This window comes from Kosakonia sp. ML.JS2a, assembly GCF_025642095.1.
Classification (GTDB): domain Bacteria; phylum Pseudomonadota; class Gammaproteobacteria; order Enterobacterales; family Enterobacteriaceae.
In genome coordinates, this window is sequence record NZ_CP106754.1 from 3900527 (window position 1) to 3919646 (window position 19120).

Consider the following 19120-nt stretch of genomic DNA (forward strand, 5'->3'; position numbering starts at 1 on the left):
GGCGTGGGTGACAATAACAACAAGAGTCAGCAGGGGTGGAATCGTGTTAAAGGGTCGTAAACTTTTCAGTCTGAGCCTCATCGTAGTGGCCATGAGCGGCTGCGCCGTCAACAGCCAGCCGGTTTCCAAAACGGAAGGTGAGCAGCGTATTCAGCAGGACAAAATCGCCATGTTCAGCAAACAGGAGCCGGTCACCGCGCCGATAACGCTCTATGACGCCATGGCGAGGGCACTCAAATACAACCTTGAAGCCCGTCTTAAGGTGATGGAGCAGGCGTTATCGCAACAGCAACTGGAGCTTGCGCGCTATGACATGCTACCGCAGATTGCCATGTCGGCAGGCTACGTTGGCCGCAGCAATACCAGCGCCTCCAGCAGCCGAAGCGTTGAAACCGGGCGGCAATCACTGGAGCCGTCGACCTCGCTGGATCAGAACCGTGACGTCGCCGACCTGACCATGGTCTGGAACGTACTGGATTTCGGCGTCAGTTATGTCAGCGCTAAACAACGGGCCGATCAGCGCTGGATCGCCGATGAACGCAAACGCAAAGTCGTGCATACCGTTATTCAGGATGTGCGTTCAGCCTACTGGCGAGCCGTGGCGGCAGAACGCCTGCTGGGCCGCATCGACAGTCTGATTGACCGGGTTAACCAGGCGCGTGAAGCGAGTGAGCATATGAGCGCACAGCAGGTGGGCGATCCGGTTGAAGTACTGAGTTATCGCCGCACGCTGATTGATGCTGTGCGTCAACTGGAAGAGCAACGGCGGGCGTTATCACTGGCGAAAACCGAGCTGGCGACCTTAATGAACCTGCCGCTGGATACCGCCTATACGCTGGCGTTACCGGAAAAAGATGACATGACGGTACCGCAACTGAATGTCGATTTCGCCACCCTGGAGCAGACGGCGCTGTTAAGTCGCCCGGAACTGAAAGAGCAGGATTATCAGGTGCGCATTCATGCAGCCGAAACCCGTAAATCGCTGCTGCGGATGCTGCCGGGGCTGGAGGTCAGCGCCGGCGGTCACTATGACAGCAACTCGTTTATGGTGAACCAGAGCTGGGCGGATGTGGGGGTGAAGGTCACCTGGAACCTGTTTAATCTGCTGTCCGGTCCTGCGGCTTACAAAACGGCGAAGGTCAATGAGAGCGTCTCGGAGGTTCAACGCCAGGCGATGTCGCTTGCCATCATGGCACAGCTGTACGTCGCCCGTGCGAATTTCAATGAAGCGCAGCGCCAGTACAAAACCAGTGAGGAGCTGAGCGATCTGGACGGTCAGATTGCCGGGCAGTTGAGAAACCGCTACAAGGCGAACAGTATCGGTGAGTTGCAGCTGATTCAGGGGGAACTGAACGCGCTGAATGCCAATCTGCGTCAGGATCTGGCCTATGCAGAACTGCGCAACACCTACGGTCAGATCCTCTCGACCGTCGGGCTGGATTTGCTGCCCAAAACGCTGCCGTCCGATCGTCTGGTCGACATCAGTCAGGCGCTACGCCAGTCAGAAAGCAACTGGCAAAAAGGCAATATCAGCGCCATGCAGTCGTTCTGATCTATCGCTATTGCTGGCGCCTGCAACAGAGGCGCCAGCCCATCTGGCAGGCTTCAGTAATAACCTTTCAGGGTTTCCAGCAAGGCGCTACGAGAGAAAAGCCACCCGCAAACACGGGTGGCTTAAGGCATTCCTGATACGTAAATATCGTCACGGTTGCCTGTACCGATCATTTCATACCGCAATTTTGTACATATCACTATATCGGCTCACATAGATACACCGATTCCGCCCAGTATGTTTGCCGTGATAGAGGGCTTTATCGGCTCTTTCCAGTACTCTGTGCAAACTTTCATTTTCATGCACCTGGGTTAACCCGGCAGTAAACGTTATGTTTATGCCGTGGTCGCCAGCGGCTATTTCCGTATTGGCGACCAATAATCTGATCCTTTCCGCGATGGCAAAGGCATCTTCATCACTGGACGCATGAAGCAAAATAATAAACTCTTCGCCACCGTAACGATAAACAGGTTCACACTTGCGCGTCTCATCTTCTAACTGAATAGCCAACGCGCGTAACACCTGATCGCCAGTTAAATGACCATAGTTGTCATTGATTTTCTTGAAATGATCAATGTCCAGAAGCAGCAAATAGAGACCGTCTTTCGCAAACTTTTCTGACGTCTTATCAAAAGATTCATCAAGCGTCCGACGCAACGGCAGGCCGGTTAAGGCATCAAAGCTGGTGCGCCGCTGCAAAAGGTGTGTCTTGTAGAGTGTCAACGACTGGTTAAAGGCCAACAGCGCTGATGCAAACTCCTCAAATGAATCAGCGGAGGCTTCATTAAACGTCAAGACCGCCATCAGCTCACGGCATTTTTCATGTATGCGGATATGCTTATGATGAATATCCAGCAGATAACTTTTATCATCTCTGTCTTCCTTGAGTTTTTGCTGAATCCAGATACCAAATTCGCAACGCTCATGTGCATTACAGCTTGTTATATCTGAAGCATGCTCATGTTTCTTCGAAACATAATACAGCACTTTAACCAACCATTTGAAATGCGCATCCGATGATTTATTAAGCCCGGAAATTGTGGCATCAATATACTTATATTCCCTATTCATCATTCACTCCCCTCCGTTATATTTTTTCAAATAATAACAGAAAGCAACTATAATTCCGTAAAGCAGACCAGCATGATAAGTAAGGTTATTGTCAAAAAACTTCAAGCCGGCAATAAACGTAGCGTTGCATTTCCTGAAAAAAAAGCTGCCAGCAATGCTGACAGCCCTGTGTAATCGTTGGGAGATATATAAAGGAGGAGTTAAGCGCCTGACGTTTAATCAAACACGCCATTGATGATGGCGGTCACAATTGCCGTACTCAATGCGACCAGCACTAAGTCATCACCCACAATGCGCCACTCATAGCCCGGATAATAGGGCAACTGACCCAGCATTGAGGCCGGGACTGTCTTTTTGGCAATGCCCGGAGGGAGCGGTTTGCCGCGGGCCAGATTTTTCGCGATGCCCGGAGGTAAGGCCTGATACCCCACCAGACCATAGTTAACCGCCAGCTGGCGCGCGGTTGAGAAACTGATATCGGATTCTACGTGATCGGGTTTGCCTTTATTTTTACCCTGCCCATTTGATTGCTGTGCAGAGGCGCTATTGTTGCCGTGATTACCACTATTGCCGTGACCGCCTCCGTTCCCATTACCATTGCCATGCCCGTTACCGGGATTAGCCAGTACAGGGGTAACCAGCACAGATAATGAAATCACTGCGGCTATAGCGGTTGAAATACTGCGACGCATAAACATGATCATTCCTTCAGGGTGGTAGTACTGTTTTAAATTCTAAAATAGACATGCGAATTTTCTATCTCTCTAATTCTTATTTTTTCACCTGCAAAAATTTGCATTAAAGATTAAAAAATAACCCTTACCACTGAATTATCATTATATTCAGCGCGATACAAAACCTTAATAAATTAAGCTAACGCTTGGTGTTTTCTTATATAACGGTCACACTATTTATATTGATTTCAGTCACAAAAAGGCCCGCTTTCGCGGGCCTCAGACAGACATCACATTAACACGAACCTATCAGGCATGATGCTCGATAACGTTGTTGGCGTTTTCGATCGCAATTTTGCGCGGTTTTTCACTCTCCGGAATGTCCTGATAAATAGAGAGCTGTAAAAGTCCGCTTTCAAGTTTTGCGTTGCTGACGCGGGCATGCTCCGGTAAGGAAAAACTCAAACGAAAGTCTGAACGGCGTATGCCTTTGTATATCCAGCCTTGTTCATCCTGAGATTCGCTCTCAGCACGTTTACCCGAGATATTAAGGTTACCGCCGACGGTTTCGATTTCGAGCTCATCGTCCTTCCAGCCCGGTACGCTGACATTTAACAGATAGTTGTTAGCATCGACTTTTTTCAGATCGTAGGCCGGTAATGATGCAACGGGGGAGTCCCCGGTTAACTGGCTAAATAGTCTGTCGATGCGGTTAAAACGGTCAGCAAAAGCAGAATCAGAAAAGCCTGGGAGTGCTGACAAGGTTCTGAGTGCCATAAATTAACCTCCTGAATAATCGATTCAAAAGCTCAAGTTACAGGCAAGCGTTGCTTGTCCGTTGATATAAATAATTCCTGCCAACCGTTTTTCAAGGGGAAAAGTGGAAATTTTTTCAACCTTGCGGGTTAAGGGCTCAGAGGCGGTGAGTGATAAACAACCCTGGCCAGGTAGCCCGACTATCCGTTCGCCATAACATGGCCGTATCGAAAATTTAGCCGATGACCATAAGCCAGCTTGAAGTCGCAGCCAGCACTACTACCAGGATCATTAATTTTATGAATCGGAATGCGGCAATTTGCGATTAGTTTGTTTTAGGGCGGTGAGCTATAACATGTATAACGGATATGACTTATGACAAGAACCAACTTATTTACTGGCGGTGCTGATGTCGCATCTGCCAGTTTTTATTTTATATGAAACAAACTTCCCCCCGCGGTGTCATCCCGATTAACTCCCGGTCCGATTTGGTGATGGCGTCCGCTGGTTTTATTTGTCTTTCTGAACGATATTAAATATTCACATCGCAGCGATATGCGCGACAGAACATTTCTTGTTTGTCGGTGAACGCCATAGAGTTTCTTGAGGAGAGGTTATGAAGCCAGTAGAAGACGTGATTAATGATCTGCAGTGTCGTGCTTTAGCGTATGAGATAATTTTTCAGTCCCTGTTCACAGAGCTGCCTCAATTTTTCAAAGATAAAGCCATTGAGAACATCGAGCTTAACTTCAAAGCATTTGAATCTGGCACACAATCTGAATCGGGGAAAGCAAAGCTCGACGCGGCAAAAGCGGTGGCATCCAGAATTACGGGAGTGAAGCTTAAATCGTCTTCTTAGGGTTGATGCTGAAGCCCTACAGGATTGGAACATAAGTAATAATCACTTGATAAATATGATTTAAAATGTGTTCGATAAAATTGATACCAACATTATGTTTTGTATCATCTCTTGCAGGAATGGGGATGGCGGAGAACACATCTGCCAGGTACGCCCCATCCTGCATCCCTTTACGTAAAAAGCCATCACCCGTCGACGTGTTGTATGTCAGGCAACAAAAACCCTTCCTGAATCCGGGAAACAAAGGATTGCCTTGATTAGCCGGCTGGGGATTTTTCCTATGCCAATAAACGCCAGTATGGATACGAACGCACAGTGAAGGAATCGGCTAATACAAGTTTTACCTCAACACATTATTGTGGCATCCATCAGCCAGCATTTAGCGCTACAGCAGAGACACCCTCAATGTAGGAGTCGCCGACTATCAAAGGGTTTTCACGAACGTTGAATTGCCCGACCACGAGCTTTAAGCGGCCAGCTTGTTCTGCCAGAGCCGTAGCCGCAGTGGCGGATTCCTCAACAAGCGCCGCATTTTGCTGGGTCACACGGTCCATTTCGACAATGGCTAAACCAACCTGATCAATGCCACGACTCTGTTCGCCAGATGCGATAGCAATATCCCCCATGATGTCCGTAACACGCAGCGTCGCGTCAACAATACCTTTCATGGTGTCTCCCGCGCCCTCAACCATTATGGAGCCCGTTTCTACACGCTTAACAGAATCATCAATCAATACTTTTATCTCTTTCGCAGCCTGAGCGCTCCTTTGCGCAAGGTTACGCACTTCTCCGGCGACGACAGCAAATCCTCGCCCCTGTTCACCGGCTCTCGCAGCTTCAACTGCTGCGTTCAACGCAAGGATATTTGTCTGGAACGCGATATCATCAATCACCGTAGTGATATCCGCAATTTTTTTGGAACTTCCAACTATCTCATGCATGGTTTTAACCACATTGACCACAGCCTCCGTTCCCTGCTGGGCAATCGTCGATGCATTACGAGCCAGAGAAGAAGCATGCTGTGCATTCTCCGCATTTTGCTTAACCGTTGCGGTTAACTCCTCCATACTTGCCGCCGTTTGTTCCAGTGACGAAGCCTGTTGTTCAGTTCGGGCTGAAAGATCACTGTTCCCGGCAGAAATTTCCCCCGAACTGTTGTATATAAAATCGGAACCTTCACGTACGGAGCTTACAGTGCGCGTTAACTCATCCTGCATATTTTTAATAGACGAGAGTAAGGTCCCTATTTCATTATGTACCGTAATATCAATTTGCTGAGTTAAATCACCCCGAGAAACATTCTGAATATACTCAATGCTCTTATTTAGCGGGTGAATCACAAGCTTACTCATTCGTTCCCAAACAACAACGATAACCACCACGGTAATCAACAACAACGAGAGTAATACCCAGTGCGCGGTAGCATATGCCTTGATATTTTTTTCTGCTCCAAGCACGACGTACTTATCACAATCGATTAACCAGTCATCAAATGCTTCCTCCATATTGTCCTGAAATTGCTGTGTGGGTTGACTGACAAAGGCATCGATGTTTCCATCTTTAACATAGCGGGTCAGTTCAGACAGAGCGGAACGATAGGCTTTAAAATTTGAATGTAATGTCTGGACATAGGGTGATTCACGATCTTGATTCGTCAGGAAGGCATCGAATTTGTGCATTGCGGTATCGGCTAAACTCAATTTGTCTTCGGCCTGGACCATCAGTTTATTGACGTCATTATTTAAACCACCATGATTTTCCGAGGCCATATAACCAACACTTGCCCGGTTAAGCGTGCTCCGAGCCTGAACGAGAGCCATCCACGATGTCCCCAATTGAGTTTGCAAATCGCGAAGGTGTTGGTTAAAAACAAAGTTCTCTTTGTCTGTTTGTATGGTATTAAGAAACATCACACCAGATGCTAATTGCAATGAAGCAAATAATCCCAGTACAAATAACAAACACACGACGACACGCATCCGTTTAAACATAGACACCTCAAAGTATGCAAATATCAGGTAATGGCTTAAAAATACGTAGTAGCTCTCTGTGTAGAGAACTACTGTGCAAAATTAATCAGGGTTTCCTACTGAACAGTCAAAATACGTGTTGTATTGGTACTCCCACTGGAACCCATCACATCACCTTGAGTGACAATGACCCACTCTCCTGAATTAAGGTATCCCTTCTCACGTAAGAGATTTACTGCATCATTTGCTGCAGCAACACCATCATGATCACTGTCAAAATACACGGGCGTTACCCCACGGTATAACGCAGCAAGATTGAGTGTTTGTTCATGGCGAGAAAGAGCAAAGATAGGTAATCCCGAACTGATGCGGGAAGCCATAAGCGGTGCACGGCCGGATTCGGTCATTGTGATGATGGCTTTAACCCCTTGAAGATGGTTAGCCGCATACATAGCTGACATCGTAATGGCTTCTTCCACATTATCAAATTGTGTATCCAGACGGTGCTTAGATACATTGATGCCAGGGATCTTTTCAGCCCCGAGACATACACGCGCCATTGCAGCAACAGTTTCAACGGGGTATTGACCCGCAGCAGTTTCGGCAGAAAGCATTACCGCATCGGTACCATCCAGCACAGCGTTTGCCACATCCATCACCTCAGCACGTGTGGGCATCGGGCTGTTAATCATTGATTCCATCATTTGCGTCGCCGTGATGACGGCGCGGTTAAATTTACGTGCTCTACGGATTAAGGTCTTTTGGATACCGACCAGCTCCGGATCGCCAATTTCAACCCCAAGGTCACCGCGTGCGACCATGACAACGTCAGATGCCATAATGACGTCATCCATGGCTTCTTCGCTGCATACAGCTTCAGCACGCTCAACTTTGGCGCAAATCTGTGCATGACATCCCGCAGCACGAGCAAGCCGGCGCGCATAATGCAAATCTTCACCACATCTCGGGAATGAGACCGCTAAATAATCAACGCCTATTTCTGCGGCAGTGATGATATCGGCTTTATCTTTTTCAGTTAGTGCTTCGGCAGAAAGACCACCGCCCAACTTATTAATACCTTTGTTATTAGATAGTGGCCCCCCGACGGTGACTTCAGTGAAAACCTTCATGCCTTCGACGCCTAAGACTCTTAATTGAACTCGCCCATCATCAAGCAAAAGAATGTCACCCGGAACGACATCGGCAGGTAACCCTTTATAGTCAATGCCTACACGTTCGATATCACCTTCGCCTTTACCAAGCTCGGCATCCAGTAAAAATTTATCGCCGACATTCAGGATAACTTTACCGTTTTTAAAGGTTGAAACTCGAATTTTTGGTCCCTGAAGATCACCAAGGATAGAAACATGGCGACCTAACTTCGCGGCAATGCGTCGGACATTTTCAGCTCGAGCTTTATGATCTTCCGGTGCCCCATGAGAGAAATTCATACGCACGACATTGGCACCTGCTGCGATTATTTTTTCAAGATTATTATCTCGGTCTGTTGCCGGACCCAGTGTAGTAACAATTTTAGTTCTGCGTAACCTGGTGGACATGTCATGCTCCGTTAAATAATTAAGCCACAATAAATTAAGTGAGTTTTCTTTAAAAATTCACTTAATTTATCGATACTATTTCCGGTATCCCCTCTAACTTAATACGAAAATTAGAGGGGATGGATTCACACCAACCTTGCAACTATCGACTTACTCACAACCGATAAAATAATCAGAATCTGATCGCTGTTTTAAGACCGACAACAAAAGCATTTTTCGTTTCACTAACGGCTGCTGGATTTATCCAATATTGGATATCTGGTTGAATATCAAGCCAGCTAACCGGTCGGAAGCGATAATACAGGTCAAAGTTGACCGCATGTCCCTGTACTGGTTGATAAAGCGGATTGTCATAATCATAAATTCCATTAATTTGGTTAATTTGACGTTCCGTCTTCGCAAGACGATTGCTCATATCAATCCAGCTACCACCAAACCCGATATAGTCGTTTGGCATTGCATCAAACAGACCGCGATAGCGAATCCCAAGCGAGGCAATGATATGACTAACATCAGTACGTTGATCGGCAATGCTCATATTGCCAAACACACTCATCCCTCTGGATTGATCATCCTGGTGGCTAGTAACCTGCTGGTTAAATCCAGCCCATGCAAACCATGTCCGATTGTATGTTTCAGTTTCTTCACCAACTGGAGTGTAAAGTGAAGACTGTTTGGCATTAGTGAAGAGTATTCCCAGGTTATAAGCCCCCGGTAACCCATTCACATGGGTTTTCAGTTCCGCTTCAACGGGCAGAAGAACACCCTTACTACCGTGGGTCGTAAATGACCACGCACGAGAGGTATCATCGGCGCGTGAATTTTGTTCAATCACCCCTGTTTTGAGGGTTAATTCTGGCGTCACTGCATACGCAAAAGTGGTTCCCCAGGAGTGAATATTCCAGGTATTCCAGGTTAAAGAGTTAGAAGATTTCCCACCACATAACGTCAGTAACTGAAAATCACATGGCGTAATTTGGTCGAAAGTTTGTTGATAATTCATTAACCCGGCACGCCAGGTTAATTTTTTATCCATAAATGTTCGGCTAAATGTTAAATACCCAAGGCGGGTTATTGACCCGGTCCCCCAGCCTTCTTGTGCCAAATCATTAAAATGAACGCGCTGGTCCTGTAGCCTTTCCGTTGTCAGGTTATCATCATGATTTCGGTTAGTGATCAACCCTTCTATTTTGGCATCGCTCATTCCAGTGAGGCGCTCTAAATCCTGGTTAAAAAGTAAAGCCGTTTGATCGACAAAAGCATAATGTCCGCTTTTGTTATAACCACCACTGACGTTGTAGGCACTCTCTGTTTGGTAAATCAGCGCATAGTTAAAACCATTGTCTGATAAGGTTGAACGCATCCCCCCCCAATCACCCAATAAGCCGGGTGTCATAGGCTCATAACCTAATACAGTTGGACTCCATGCTGGAGTTTGCTCCGCGGCATAGCTACCTGTTGAAAAAAGAAAAGGCGATACCATCATCAAAACTACTTTATTTTGAAAGGATACAGTCATTTTATTACTCTCGTTATATCAGAAAATATTTTTAAATGTATTAACGATATCAATATCTTGAAATCGGTAATTATTAGCGAAATCGTTTATTAGTATAAGTACTAGAGCAACAAGTTTAATGAAATAACAACCCCACCCGATTTCAAGCAGGGGAAATAAAAACTTAATTTTATAATTTTAATAGAAACGGCTAACGGTCTGGCATTTAACCATTAGCCGTTTTGTTAATTTATTGCGAATGCTAAGAACGCAGGCTGAGGAACACTAAACTCTGAACGCTGACTCAATGCTCCATTTACAGTATTAACCTCATACACTTTAATTTTATTATCAGGGCGGTCGGCAGAAACTAAATAACGGCCATCAGGATCAAAAGCAAAACTCCTTGATGCCAACCCTGGATGAATTGATTTCGCTAACTTGACGGAACCAAGGCGCGCCAGTTTTCCGTTCTCACCAATGCTGAACCAGGCAATAGCATCTTCGCCACGATTATTCACGTAGACAAAACGACCATTAGGGTGAAGCCTGATTTCGGCAGGCTCGTTAAGGCCATGGAAATCGGGGCCTAATGTAGAAATTTTATCCAATAATTTAAGTTCGCCTGTCTCCTGATTGAATTCCATTGAGGCGAGTTCAGAGGAAATTTCAAGATCGAGGTATAAACGTTGGTCATTGGCGAAAACAAGGTGACGCGGGGCCGATTCTTCCGGGAAATGATAGCTATTGACTAATTTCAACTTATCAGCGATTGCGTATACGAGAACTTTATCCGTACCTTTGTCACAAACAAGAAGGTGTTTGCCATCTGGTGAGACAACTGCGCTATGCGCATGAGGGCTTGCCTGGGCATGACCACCCGCCTGTTTGGAATTGTTAGGATCCTTGCCATGGCCCTCCAGTACAACCAGATCATTGATTCCAGCAATCGAACCATCTTTGTTAAGGCTATACATGATGACGGTTGAGTCATCATAAACGTACTCTGATGTCCATTTTCCTTCTTTAAACACGACCTTCTCGACATGCTCGAAATCACCGTGGTTCGCGCTAAATAAGCGGCGGTTCTGGCTATCAAGGCTCAGATATGTTGGGCGCGGAGCGGGAGCAATTTGCGTATTTACGTGTGTCAAATGGCCGCTTTCCAGGTTAACCGAAAACGCCATTACGCTTGCAGAGGGTTCAACGGGCCCACGTCCATCATTCTTACGCTCATCAACGGAGTACAATGTCGTTGTTGCTGCATCGTACATCAGATATCCGGCCAATTTAGGCTGCTCAACATGAGCCAGTTGTTCAACGTTTTTTCCGTCCTGACTAAGGCGCAGTGAATATATCCCACCGGGTTGGTGTTCATCACCATAGGTTCCAACGAAAATTGTGGCTGACGTTTTGCCAGCAGTTGATTTCGTATCTGTTACATTTCTCATCGTATTATCAACCTGTTGGGTGCTTGTTTGTTCGGTCCGGGCCTGGACGGTTAGCCCTCCGGCAAAACAACACAATAGCAATAATGCATTAGCAATCAATGACTTCTGTGGGAAGTTCATCATAACTCCCTTAGAAGGCCGGATTAAGCCCGCTGCACACATGGCAGCAGGCGTGAATAATCAAGCCGTAATTAAACGACGCAACATTTCCTGGTGACGACGGACCTGCTCAAATTCATCCATCATGAATTCGCGGCCACGATCCTGGAAGTAACGCTGCCCTTCATATTCAGAATTGAGATAACCTTCATACCCACCTCTGCGCAGTGCGTCGATCGCCGAAACATAATCAATTGCAATGTCCTGGTATTGGCCAGGTTTACCCGGGATTTCAGACATATTGTTAAATTTGGCGTGAATATGGGTAATATGTGGGCAAATTTCGCGCAGCGTCTCAGCTGATGTATTTGACAGGGTCAAACCTTCAGCAACGACGGTGTAATCCAAAGGCTTCGGTTTATCGATAAACTGCTCCGCCAATGCTTTTACTGCATTGAAACAAACTTTCGCCTCCGGATTACATTCACCCGTCGCAATGAACTGGCCAAACGCAGCCCTGACGTTACCTGCTGTCTGGTTAGCAACGTTGAAAGTTTGAGGATCCGTCTTCACCATTCCCGCTAATTTAACCGCTGCCCTGGAAGCTTCAGGATTCGCACCACGGCGTTCAAACCATCCCAACTGAGCCTCAGAAGGACGCGTACCAAAAATGCCGAAATCAGGAACGATCCCTAAATGACGGGAATTATTCTTCTCACTAAACTCGATAATTTCGCTGACCTGCTGCCCCTCCAGAGTCATCGGTTGGTGAATTTCTTTTCCAATTCGGATATCCAACGCTTCTGCTAAAGGTAACGCTTTTACCATGACATCAAGTGGGACAATTGACAGTACACGAACAATGCTAAAGCCCAGCATTTTTGCGAGCTTGATGTCGCTTCTTAAACGCTCTGCACATTCATCATGATTCATGACATGCGTACGGAACTGCAGAACGTCCATACACACGTCCATAGCCACCGGCTTGACGTTATGCCTATCAATTAGATTGTACCAGCGCTGCATAAATGCTTTATCTGGGACGGGATATTTCAGTGACATTTCATCAATCAATTCAATACCGTCTGCACCATACAGATTATTCGCAACTTCGTTAATTTGCGATTCAAGATTAGATTCGTTGAAGAATTGTGATTGCTGATAACTATAGAGCGATACACCACGTTTCATTTTCATTCACCTTATTCAACAGTCAATTCATATTTTACGATATAGGGGGTTTTATCCGAACCAGCCCCTTTCCCGGGGACTGGTGGATTCTTAACCCACGCTTCATCTGTCGGTAAATAACCATAGGCGGCAAGAACTGACTGCTGAAATAACACCGTGTGTTTACCCGGTTTCAATCCCCCCGGAAGAGCGACGTGAAGGATACCATCGTCACCATAATCCCAATGCTCATAGACAGCATGAGAGAGTTCTTCATAGCTGCGAGGACCTTTCCCATTTATTTCAAAGGATTGTAAAGAATTAGGATATTCAACCCCATCGATTGAAAGGTAATAACCATTATGAAGAGAAACAAAGCATCCGCGATAGTTGGCGTGCCTTACAGCTAAAGAGAACCCAACAACTTCCCCGTTCACTTTTTCATTTTTCAAGCTTCCCGGGCGAATTAAATAATTATCAAACATAACTCCTCCAACGCATTAAATGGAAATGTTCCAATCTAAAATAAAAGTATCTCCTGGCTGGTTATTTTTTTTCTTTAAAACCAGTAAGCCAAATAACACTTGTTAATACAGCAATGCCAATAGGTACCGACCAGAGTGGAATCCATGATTGCGCAACCGCTGTATTTACTGAACTTGAATATACGGCCCCTGAAATTACTGAACCAAATGCAGCACCAAAACCTGAAATTGCTATAATTAACCAACTTTGCGCCTGGACTTTCATTTCCGCTGGAGCAAGGCGATCAATATACATGGCACTGATTATAAGAAAGAAATCGTTGCAAATACCATGCAAGCCGACCCCAACAATTGCAGTCCATGTGTGCCCATTCGCCGCAAGAATGAACATAATGAAACGAATGCCCCACATGGACATACCGACAAGTAGTGCCCATTTCATGCCAATACGCTTAATGACAAACGGAACTGAAAGAATAAAAATAATTTCTGAAAGTTGCCCCAAAGCAAGTAACGCAGCAACATTTTGAATGCCTAACGAACCAATAAATGGCGAAGCATAGGTATTGTAAAAACCAAGCGAAATAGACGTTAGTAACGCACACCCCATTAGTACGGCAAAGCTACGATGCCGGAACAAAATGAATGATTTAGCACCAAGTGCATCCAGCCAATTGAATTTTAGTGTTTTAGCCTGCGGTTCCGTGCGAGGTAATGTAAACGAGTACACGCCCAGGAAAATACTGGATATACCTGCAACATAAAAAATGCCAGTCGTTGAGGAATACCCCAGCATACCAACGACTACACCAGCAACGACCCACCCCCCTGTGGCAAACAACCTTAAAAAGGGAAACCAATCTGCTTTTGAACCAAGGTTATGAAATGAAAGAGAATTCACCAAACCAACAGTGGGCTGGAAACACAGCATGTACAGAAATATAAGCAATAAAGTCACATTGTTATCACCAGCAGCAACAAATCCAGGAAGGAAGAACTGTAAAACTCCGCCGGTAACATGTAAAAAACCAAGAACTTTTTCGGATGAAATAAAACGATCGCCAATAGCCCCCAGCACCAGAGGCGATATGATTGCAGCAACTGCACACAATGTATAAGCCAGCCCTATAACACCTGCTAAACCATGAGTAAATAATACCAACCCCATAGTCGTAAACCAGGAACCGAAAACAAAAAACTCTAGCAGCATAAGTATGCTTAGCCTGCTAAAAATAAACTTTGGTAAAATCTGAACGTCTACATTTGAATTCATATTTTTGTTCTCAAATAGTATTTCAGATTTTTCTTCCGCAAAGCAATCAAGCATTTTTTACTCCGCCGTTAGTAGGTACTTCGGTTGGAACGAGGGTGTTCATACGTAATAAATTCTAAATATCAAAATCTCACAATCCAAAAGTTTCTTTTTTGTGATCTACACTTCATTTTATGAACAATAAAAATATTGACCCTGGACATCCCAAAACATAACAACACAAATAAAATAGATAAAAATCAATTAGTTAAAACTTAATCCATTAAATAATTACAGGAATTAAAATTGAATAATTGAACAATCGAATAAAATAAGAACACATAAACTACAAAGAAGAACGCCAGGAGAAAAAATTAATAACATTAAAAATCAGCAACATAAAAAAACCAGCCATTTATTCATTCAATTTAATTTGAAAAAATGTGATCACGATCTCTATAATTCGCAGGGTACTAAAATAATAACCCTGATGGTATCTGCCCGGCAGATACCTAACATCCATACAAGCCATTTCCCTTTATCTCCATTTAACGGCATAACATAACCAGTCCTTGGATATGAGCATTCCCCCTATCAAATTAAATTAATCAACCAAAATAGCTGATTATTAAATCTCAGCCATTACAAAATTGGTAAGCCGGAGATAATTGAAATGGTTAATAAACTACGTATTGGTATTATTGGTTGCGGCCGCATTGCGGTATGTAAACATTTCCCTGCATTTGCAAAAGCCAAAGATCGTGTTGACCTGGTCGCTTTCTGTGATATCGAAATTGATCGTGCAATTGATGCAGCAGCTAAATTCGGCGTACCTGGTGCAGAGACTTACTCAGACCATCGCGAGTTGCTTAAAGATAAATCCATCGATGTTGTCTACGTTCTGACTCCGAACAACTCGCATAGTCCTCTGACCGTAGATGCGCTTGAAGCAGGTAAACATGTCCTTTGTGAAAAACCGATGGCGGCAACAACAGCAGATGCGCAGAAAATGCTGGATGCGGCAAAACGTACTGGCAAAAAACTCACCATCGGATACCAGAACCGCTTCCGTAAAGATGTACAAATCCTGAAACGCTCTAGCGCAGAAGGTGACCTGGGCGAAGTCTATTTTGCCAAGGCACATGCAGTGCGTCGTAAAGCCGTTCCAACCTGGGGTGTATTCCTGGACAAAGAGAAACAAGGCGGCGGCCCGCTGATCGATATCGGTACCCATGCGTTGGATATTGCCCTGTGGACCATGGATAACTATAAACCGAAACTGGTTTCTGGCTCTGTATTCCACAAAATGAAAGACAACTTCGAAGGCAATCTGTTCGGGCCGTGGAATCCAAAAACTATTGATGTGGAAGATTCTGCATTCGGTTTTATCAAAATGGAAAATGGCGCGACAATCTTCCTCGAAGCATCCTGGGCGCTGAACATCCTTAAAGCCCGCGAAGGTCAAGTTACGCTCTGCGGTACAAAGGCCGGTGCAGAACTGGTAGGTGACGGTGCTGCTGCGCCAACATCAGCTGTCGACGGTACTGGCAGTATTGCTTTCAATACCGCGCGCTTTGGTCAATTGGTAGATATTGAACCTTTTGTACTTGGTGGCCCTGGTCCTTTAGATCTCGGCAACGAGCCTTTCCGGGTTGCAGATGCTGAACTTGCTGCATGGATTGATGCGATTGAGAACGACAAAGCCCCAGTTGTTACTGCAGAACAAGCATTCATTGTGACTCAGGTACTTGAAGCAATCTACAAATCTGCGGAAACCGGTCAGGCTGTAGAGTTCTAATCTCCCGTTATTCAGTGGCGTAAGTAAGTTTGCGCCACTTCGCTTCGTGCATTCCATTCCAGCAACTTTGCCACCCGGTTAATGAGGAGGTTATATGAACACTCTTAAAGGTCCCGGCATTTTTCTTGCACAATTTATTGACAGTACTTCACCCTTTAATAGTCTCGAGGGACTAGCAACCTGGGCTGCAAATCTCGGATTCAAAGCGTTGCAAATTCCTTGCAACCACAAACATATTTTTGACGTAGAAAAAGCAGCGGCAAGCCAGCAATATTGTGATGATGTAAAGGGTATTCTCGCTGAACGCGGTTTACAGGTCAGCGAGCTATCGACGCATCTTGAGGGCCAGCTTGTTGCCGTCCACCCTGCCTATAACCAGCCTTTTGGCGGATTTGCCCCTAAAGAAGTTGCAAACAATCCAGAAGCACGTCAGGAATGGGCTGTCGATATTGTAAAAAAAGCAGCGCAAGCGTCTGCCCGGCTCGGTCTTAATGCCCATGCGACTTTCTCTGGTTCGCTGGCATGGCCCTATCTGTATCCGTGGCCACCTCACAATGCCGCTTTATTCGATGAAAGCTTTAAAGAGCTGGCTCGCCGTTGGCTCCCGATCCTCAACACTTTTGAGGAATATGGCGTTGATGTTTGCTACGAAATCCATCCAAGTGAAGATCTTCATGATGGTGCTACATTCGAACGTTTTCTTGACGAGGTAGATAACCATCCTCGTTGCAACGTCCTGTTTGACCCCAGCCACCTCCATTTGCAGCAAATCGATTATCTCGAATATATCGATATCTACCATGAGCGTATTAAAGCGTTCCATGTGAAAGATGCCGAATATAACAAAAATGGCCGCAGCGGCGTTTATGGTGGTTATCAACCCTGGCTGCAACGTGCCGGTCGTTTCCGTTCTCCGGGTGATGGTCAGATCGATTTCAAATCGATATTTAGCAAACTCACTCAATACGACTATAGCGGGTGGGCCGTACTTGAATGGGAATGCTGCCTGAAAAATAGCGAAGATGGCGCTCGTGAAGGGAGCCAGTTCATTCAGGAACAGATTATCAACGTATCCAGCCGAGCCTTTGATGACTTTGCCGAAACAGGTAATGACGTCAATGACATCAAGAAAATGCTCGGGATTTTTTAAGAATGAGTATTGGGGAGATGGCAAATGCCTTCTCCCACTGAATCAAGAGCAGATTAATTTGTTACCCGGAATTATCCGGCCGAGGCAAAGATGAAAAAAGAATTTTATGACGCGATTGTTGTCGGCTCTGGAGTAGCAGGCAGCATAGCTGTGAAGGAATTAACTGAAAAGGGAATGAGCGTTATCTTGCTCGAGGCTGGACCGTTCTTAGGTGAAAAAGACTTTCCCATAACGCCTGGCAGTCACGAAAAAGTAAAAAAAATCGATGCTCTTGCTCGCTTTAAGATTGCCGCAACAGGGCAACCCCTTCAGGCTCGTGCAACCTATATGAGTAATGAGTACCGTCATTTATTTGTAAATGACTGGCAAAACCCCTATACGACCCCAAAAGGGCAGTATTTTTTGTGGATTAGGGGTCGCCAGCTTGGCGGACGCCTTCATACATACGGCCGGGTATTACAGAGAATGTCGGACTATGACTTCAAAGCTGCCAGCCTGGACGGTTATGGTGAAAACTGGCCTATCAGCTATGAAGAACTGGATCCCTGGTATTCCCGAATTGAAGCGTTTCTCGGTGTTTATGGCACGAAGGAAAACATTCCTAACTTACCAGACGGAAAATTTGTTCAGGCCCCGATTCTGACCAAACCAGAGAAAGCCTTCAAAGCAAAAGTCGAATCTTTATGGCCCGAACGTAAAGTCATCAGTTGGCGTTTTTCTGCACCAAATTTAAAGCGCATCCCGGTCGGTGTTCAGGCTGCTATTGATACGGGTCTTCTGGAATTACGCACTGATGCGATAGCAAAACACATAGATGTAGACCCGATTAGCGGCAAAGCCACCGGTGTCACGTTTGTCGATAGATTGACAAAGCAAGAGCATACCGTACGAGCCGGCATGGTCATGCTGTGTGCCTCCGCTATTGAATCGGTACGGCTTTTATTAAATTCCCGCTCGACCCGTCATCCGGAAGGTATTGGCAATTCAAAAGGCCTTCTGGGGCGCTATTTCCTTGAACAAACACCGAGCCTTATCGCGGGTTCTGTACCAGATAGCCTCGGATGGGAATATGACAAGACTATTCCCCAGGATCCGTTCTGCCGTCCTGCCGGGGGTATTGTTATCCCTCGATTCCAGAATATCGGTAGTAATACGACTAAAGATTTCATTCGCGGGTTTGCTTTCCAGGGCGTAATTGGACGGGGCTACGTATCACCTGATAGTCCATCCCAATTTGGTTTAATGGGCTTCGGTGAAATGTTGGCCAGACCGGAAAATCGCATAACACTCAATCCCAGAAAAAAAGATGCATGGGGTATCCCTGCACCGCATATTGATTGCTCTTTTGGTGAAAACGACCTCATCGTTATGAAAGCACAGCTCCGTGCAATCAAGGAGATGGTGAGTGCATGCAACTATAAAATTGATTTTGCAGGCACAGCTCTAGGTCTTGAAGACGCACGTAACGCTATGTCTGAAGAAACGTTTCTGATGAAAACAATCTTTCGTCTTTCGTTCAAAAAGAGTGTTGGTCTGGGCGCAGCCATACACGAAAGTGGCGGAGCGAGAATGGGAGACAGTCCATCAACCTCAGTGCTTAACAGCTTTAACCAATGTTGGGACGCGAGCAATGTATTCGTCACTGACGGAGCATGCTTTGTTACTAGCGGTACAGTCGGGCCAACATTAACAATGATGGCGATTACGGCTCGGGCATGTGATTACGCAGCAGAACAATATAAGAAGGGACAGCTTTAGCCCAATTTTTATAAATGA

At 45.7% G+C, this 19120-nt stretch carries 15 protein-coding genes; 5 read left to right on the plus strand and 10 right to left on the minus strand.

The window, feature by feature from the left end; translation table 11 throughout:
- The first annotated feature begins 43 nt into the window (after nt 1–43).
- Entirely contained in the window at nt 44–1552 is a 1509-nt protein-coding gene (locus tag N7922_RS18500; protein WP_263097697.1) for a TolC family protein, read from the plus strand.
- 174 nt (nt 1553–1726) lie between these two features.
- On the opposite strand, the gene N7922_RS18505 is transcribed toward N7922_RS18500, so the two are convergent.
- The 3 genes from N7922_RS18505 to N7922_RS18515 all read right to left on the minus strand — a co-directional run bounded on the left by N7922_RS18505 (nt 1727) and on the right by N7922_RS18515 (nt 4074).
- Nucleotides 1727–2626: a diguanylate cyclase gene (locus tag N7922_RS18505; RefSeq protein WP_263097698.1), complete on the minus strand. Its 900-nt coding sequence runs from the start codon at nt 2624–2626 to the stop codon at nt 1727–1729.
- A 212-nt stretch (nt 2627–2838) separates the two neighbouring features.
- A complete protein-coding gene (locus N7922_RS18510) occupies nt 2839–3321 on the minus strand; it encodes an RcnB family protein (protein WP_263097699.1) in 483 nt (160 codons plus the stop codon).
- Nucleotides 3322–3606: 285 nt separating this feature from the next.
- The gene (locus N7922_RS18515; protein WP_263097700.1) at nt 3607–4074 is read right to left on the minus strand and encodes an Hsp20 family protein; all 468 of its coding nucleotides are present in this window, start codon (nt 4072–4074) and stop codon (nt 3607–3609) included.
- 595 nt (nt 4075–4669) lie between these two features.
- Between N7922_RS18515 and N7922_RS18520 the strand changes: the two genes are divergently transcribed.
- Nucleotides 4670–4912 carry a hypothetical protein gene (locus N7922_RS18520; protein ID WP_263097701.1) on the plus strand — a complete coding sequence of 81 codons (243 nt, stop codon included), beginning with the start codon at nt 4670–4672 and terminating at the stop codon, nt 4910–4912.
- Between the two features lie 368 nt (nt 4913–5280).
- Here the strand turns inward: N7922_RS18520 and N7922_RS18525 are convergent, their stop codons facing one another.
- The 7 genes from N7922_RS18525 to N7922_RS18555 form a co-directional block, all read right to left on the minus strand.
- A complete protein-coding gene (locus N7922_RS18525; RefSeq protein ID WP_317633845.1) occupies nt 5281–6903 on the minus strand; it encodes a methyl-accepting chemotaxis protein in 1623 nt (540 codons plus the stop codon).
- 95 nt (nt 6904–6998) lie between these two features.
- Entirely contained in the window at nt 6999–8441 is a 1443-nt protein-coding gene (pyk, locus tag N7922_RS18530; protein WP_263097702.1) for a pyruvate kinase, read from the minus strand.
- A gap of 172 nt (nt 8442–8613) precedes the next feature.
- Nucleotides 8614–9960, minus strand: a complete 1347-nt coding sequence (locus N7922_RS18535; protein WP_263097703.1) for a carbohydrate porin — start codon at nt 9958–9960, stop codon at nt 8614–8616.
- Between the two features lie 224 nt (nt 9961–10184).
- Nucleotides 10185–11513, minus strand: coding sequence for a lactonase family protein (locus tag N7922_RS18540; protein WP_263097704.1), 1329 nt, complete (start codon nt 11511–11513; stop codon nt 10185–10187).
- 57 nt (nt 11514–11570) lie between these two features.
- Entirely contained in the window at nt 11571–12680 is a 1110-nt protein-coding gene (locus N7922_RS18545; RefSeq protein WP_263097705.1) for a sugar phosphate isomerase/epimerase family protein, read from the minus strand.
- 11 nt (nt 12681–12691) lie between these two features.
- Nucleotides 12692–13144, minus strand: coding sequence for a DUF6379 domain-containing protein (locus tag N7922_RS18550; RefSeq protein WP_263097706.1), 453 nt, complete (start codon nt 13142–13144; stop codon nt 12692–12694).
- A 61-nt stretch (nt 13145–13205) separates the two neighbouring features.
- A complete protein-coding gene (locus tag N7922_RS18555; RefSeq protein WP_263097707.1) occupies nt 13206–14471 on the minus strand; it encodes an MFS transporter in 1266 nt (421 codons plus the stop codon).
- A 598-nt stretch (nt 14472–15069) separates the two neighbouring features.
- On the opposite strand from N7922_RS18555, the gene N7922_RS18560 reads away from it, so the two are divergent.
- From N7922_RS18560 to N7922_RS18570, 3 genes are all read left to right on the plus strand, one after another.
- Entirely contained in the window at nt 15070–16194 is a 1125-nt protein-coding gene (locus N7922_RS18560; protein WP_263097708.1) for a Gfo/Idh/MocA family protein, read from the plus strand.
- A 94-nt stretch (nt 16195–16288) separates the two neighbouring features.
- The gene (locus N7922_RS18565) at nt 16289–17344 is read left to right on the plus strand and encodes a sugar phosphate isomerase/epimerase family protein (RefSeq protein WP_263097709.1); all 1056 of its coding nucleotides are present in this window, start codon (nt 16289–16291) and stop codon (nt 17342–17344) included.
- A 90-nt stretch (nt 17345–17434) separates the two neighbouring features.
- Nucleotides 17435–19102, plus strand: a complete 1668-nt coding sequence (locus N7922_RS18570) for a GMC oxidoreductase (protein WP_263097710.1) — start codon at nt 17435–17437, stop codon at nt 19100–19102.
- Nucleotides 19103–19120 lie beyond the last annotated feature (18 nt).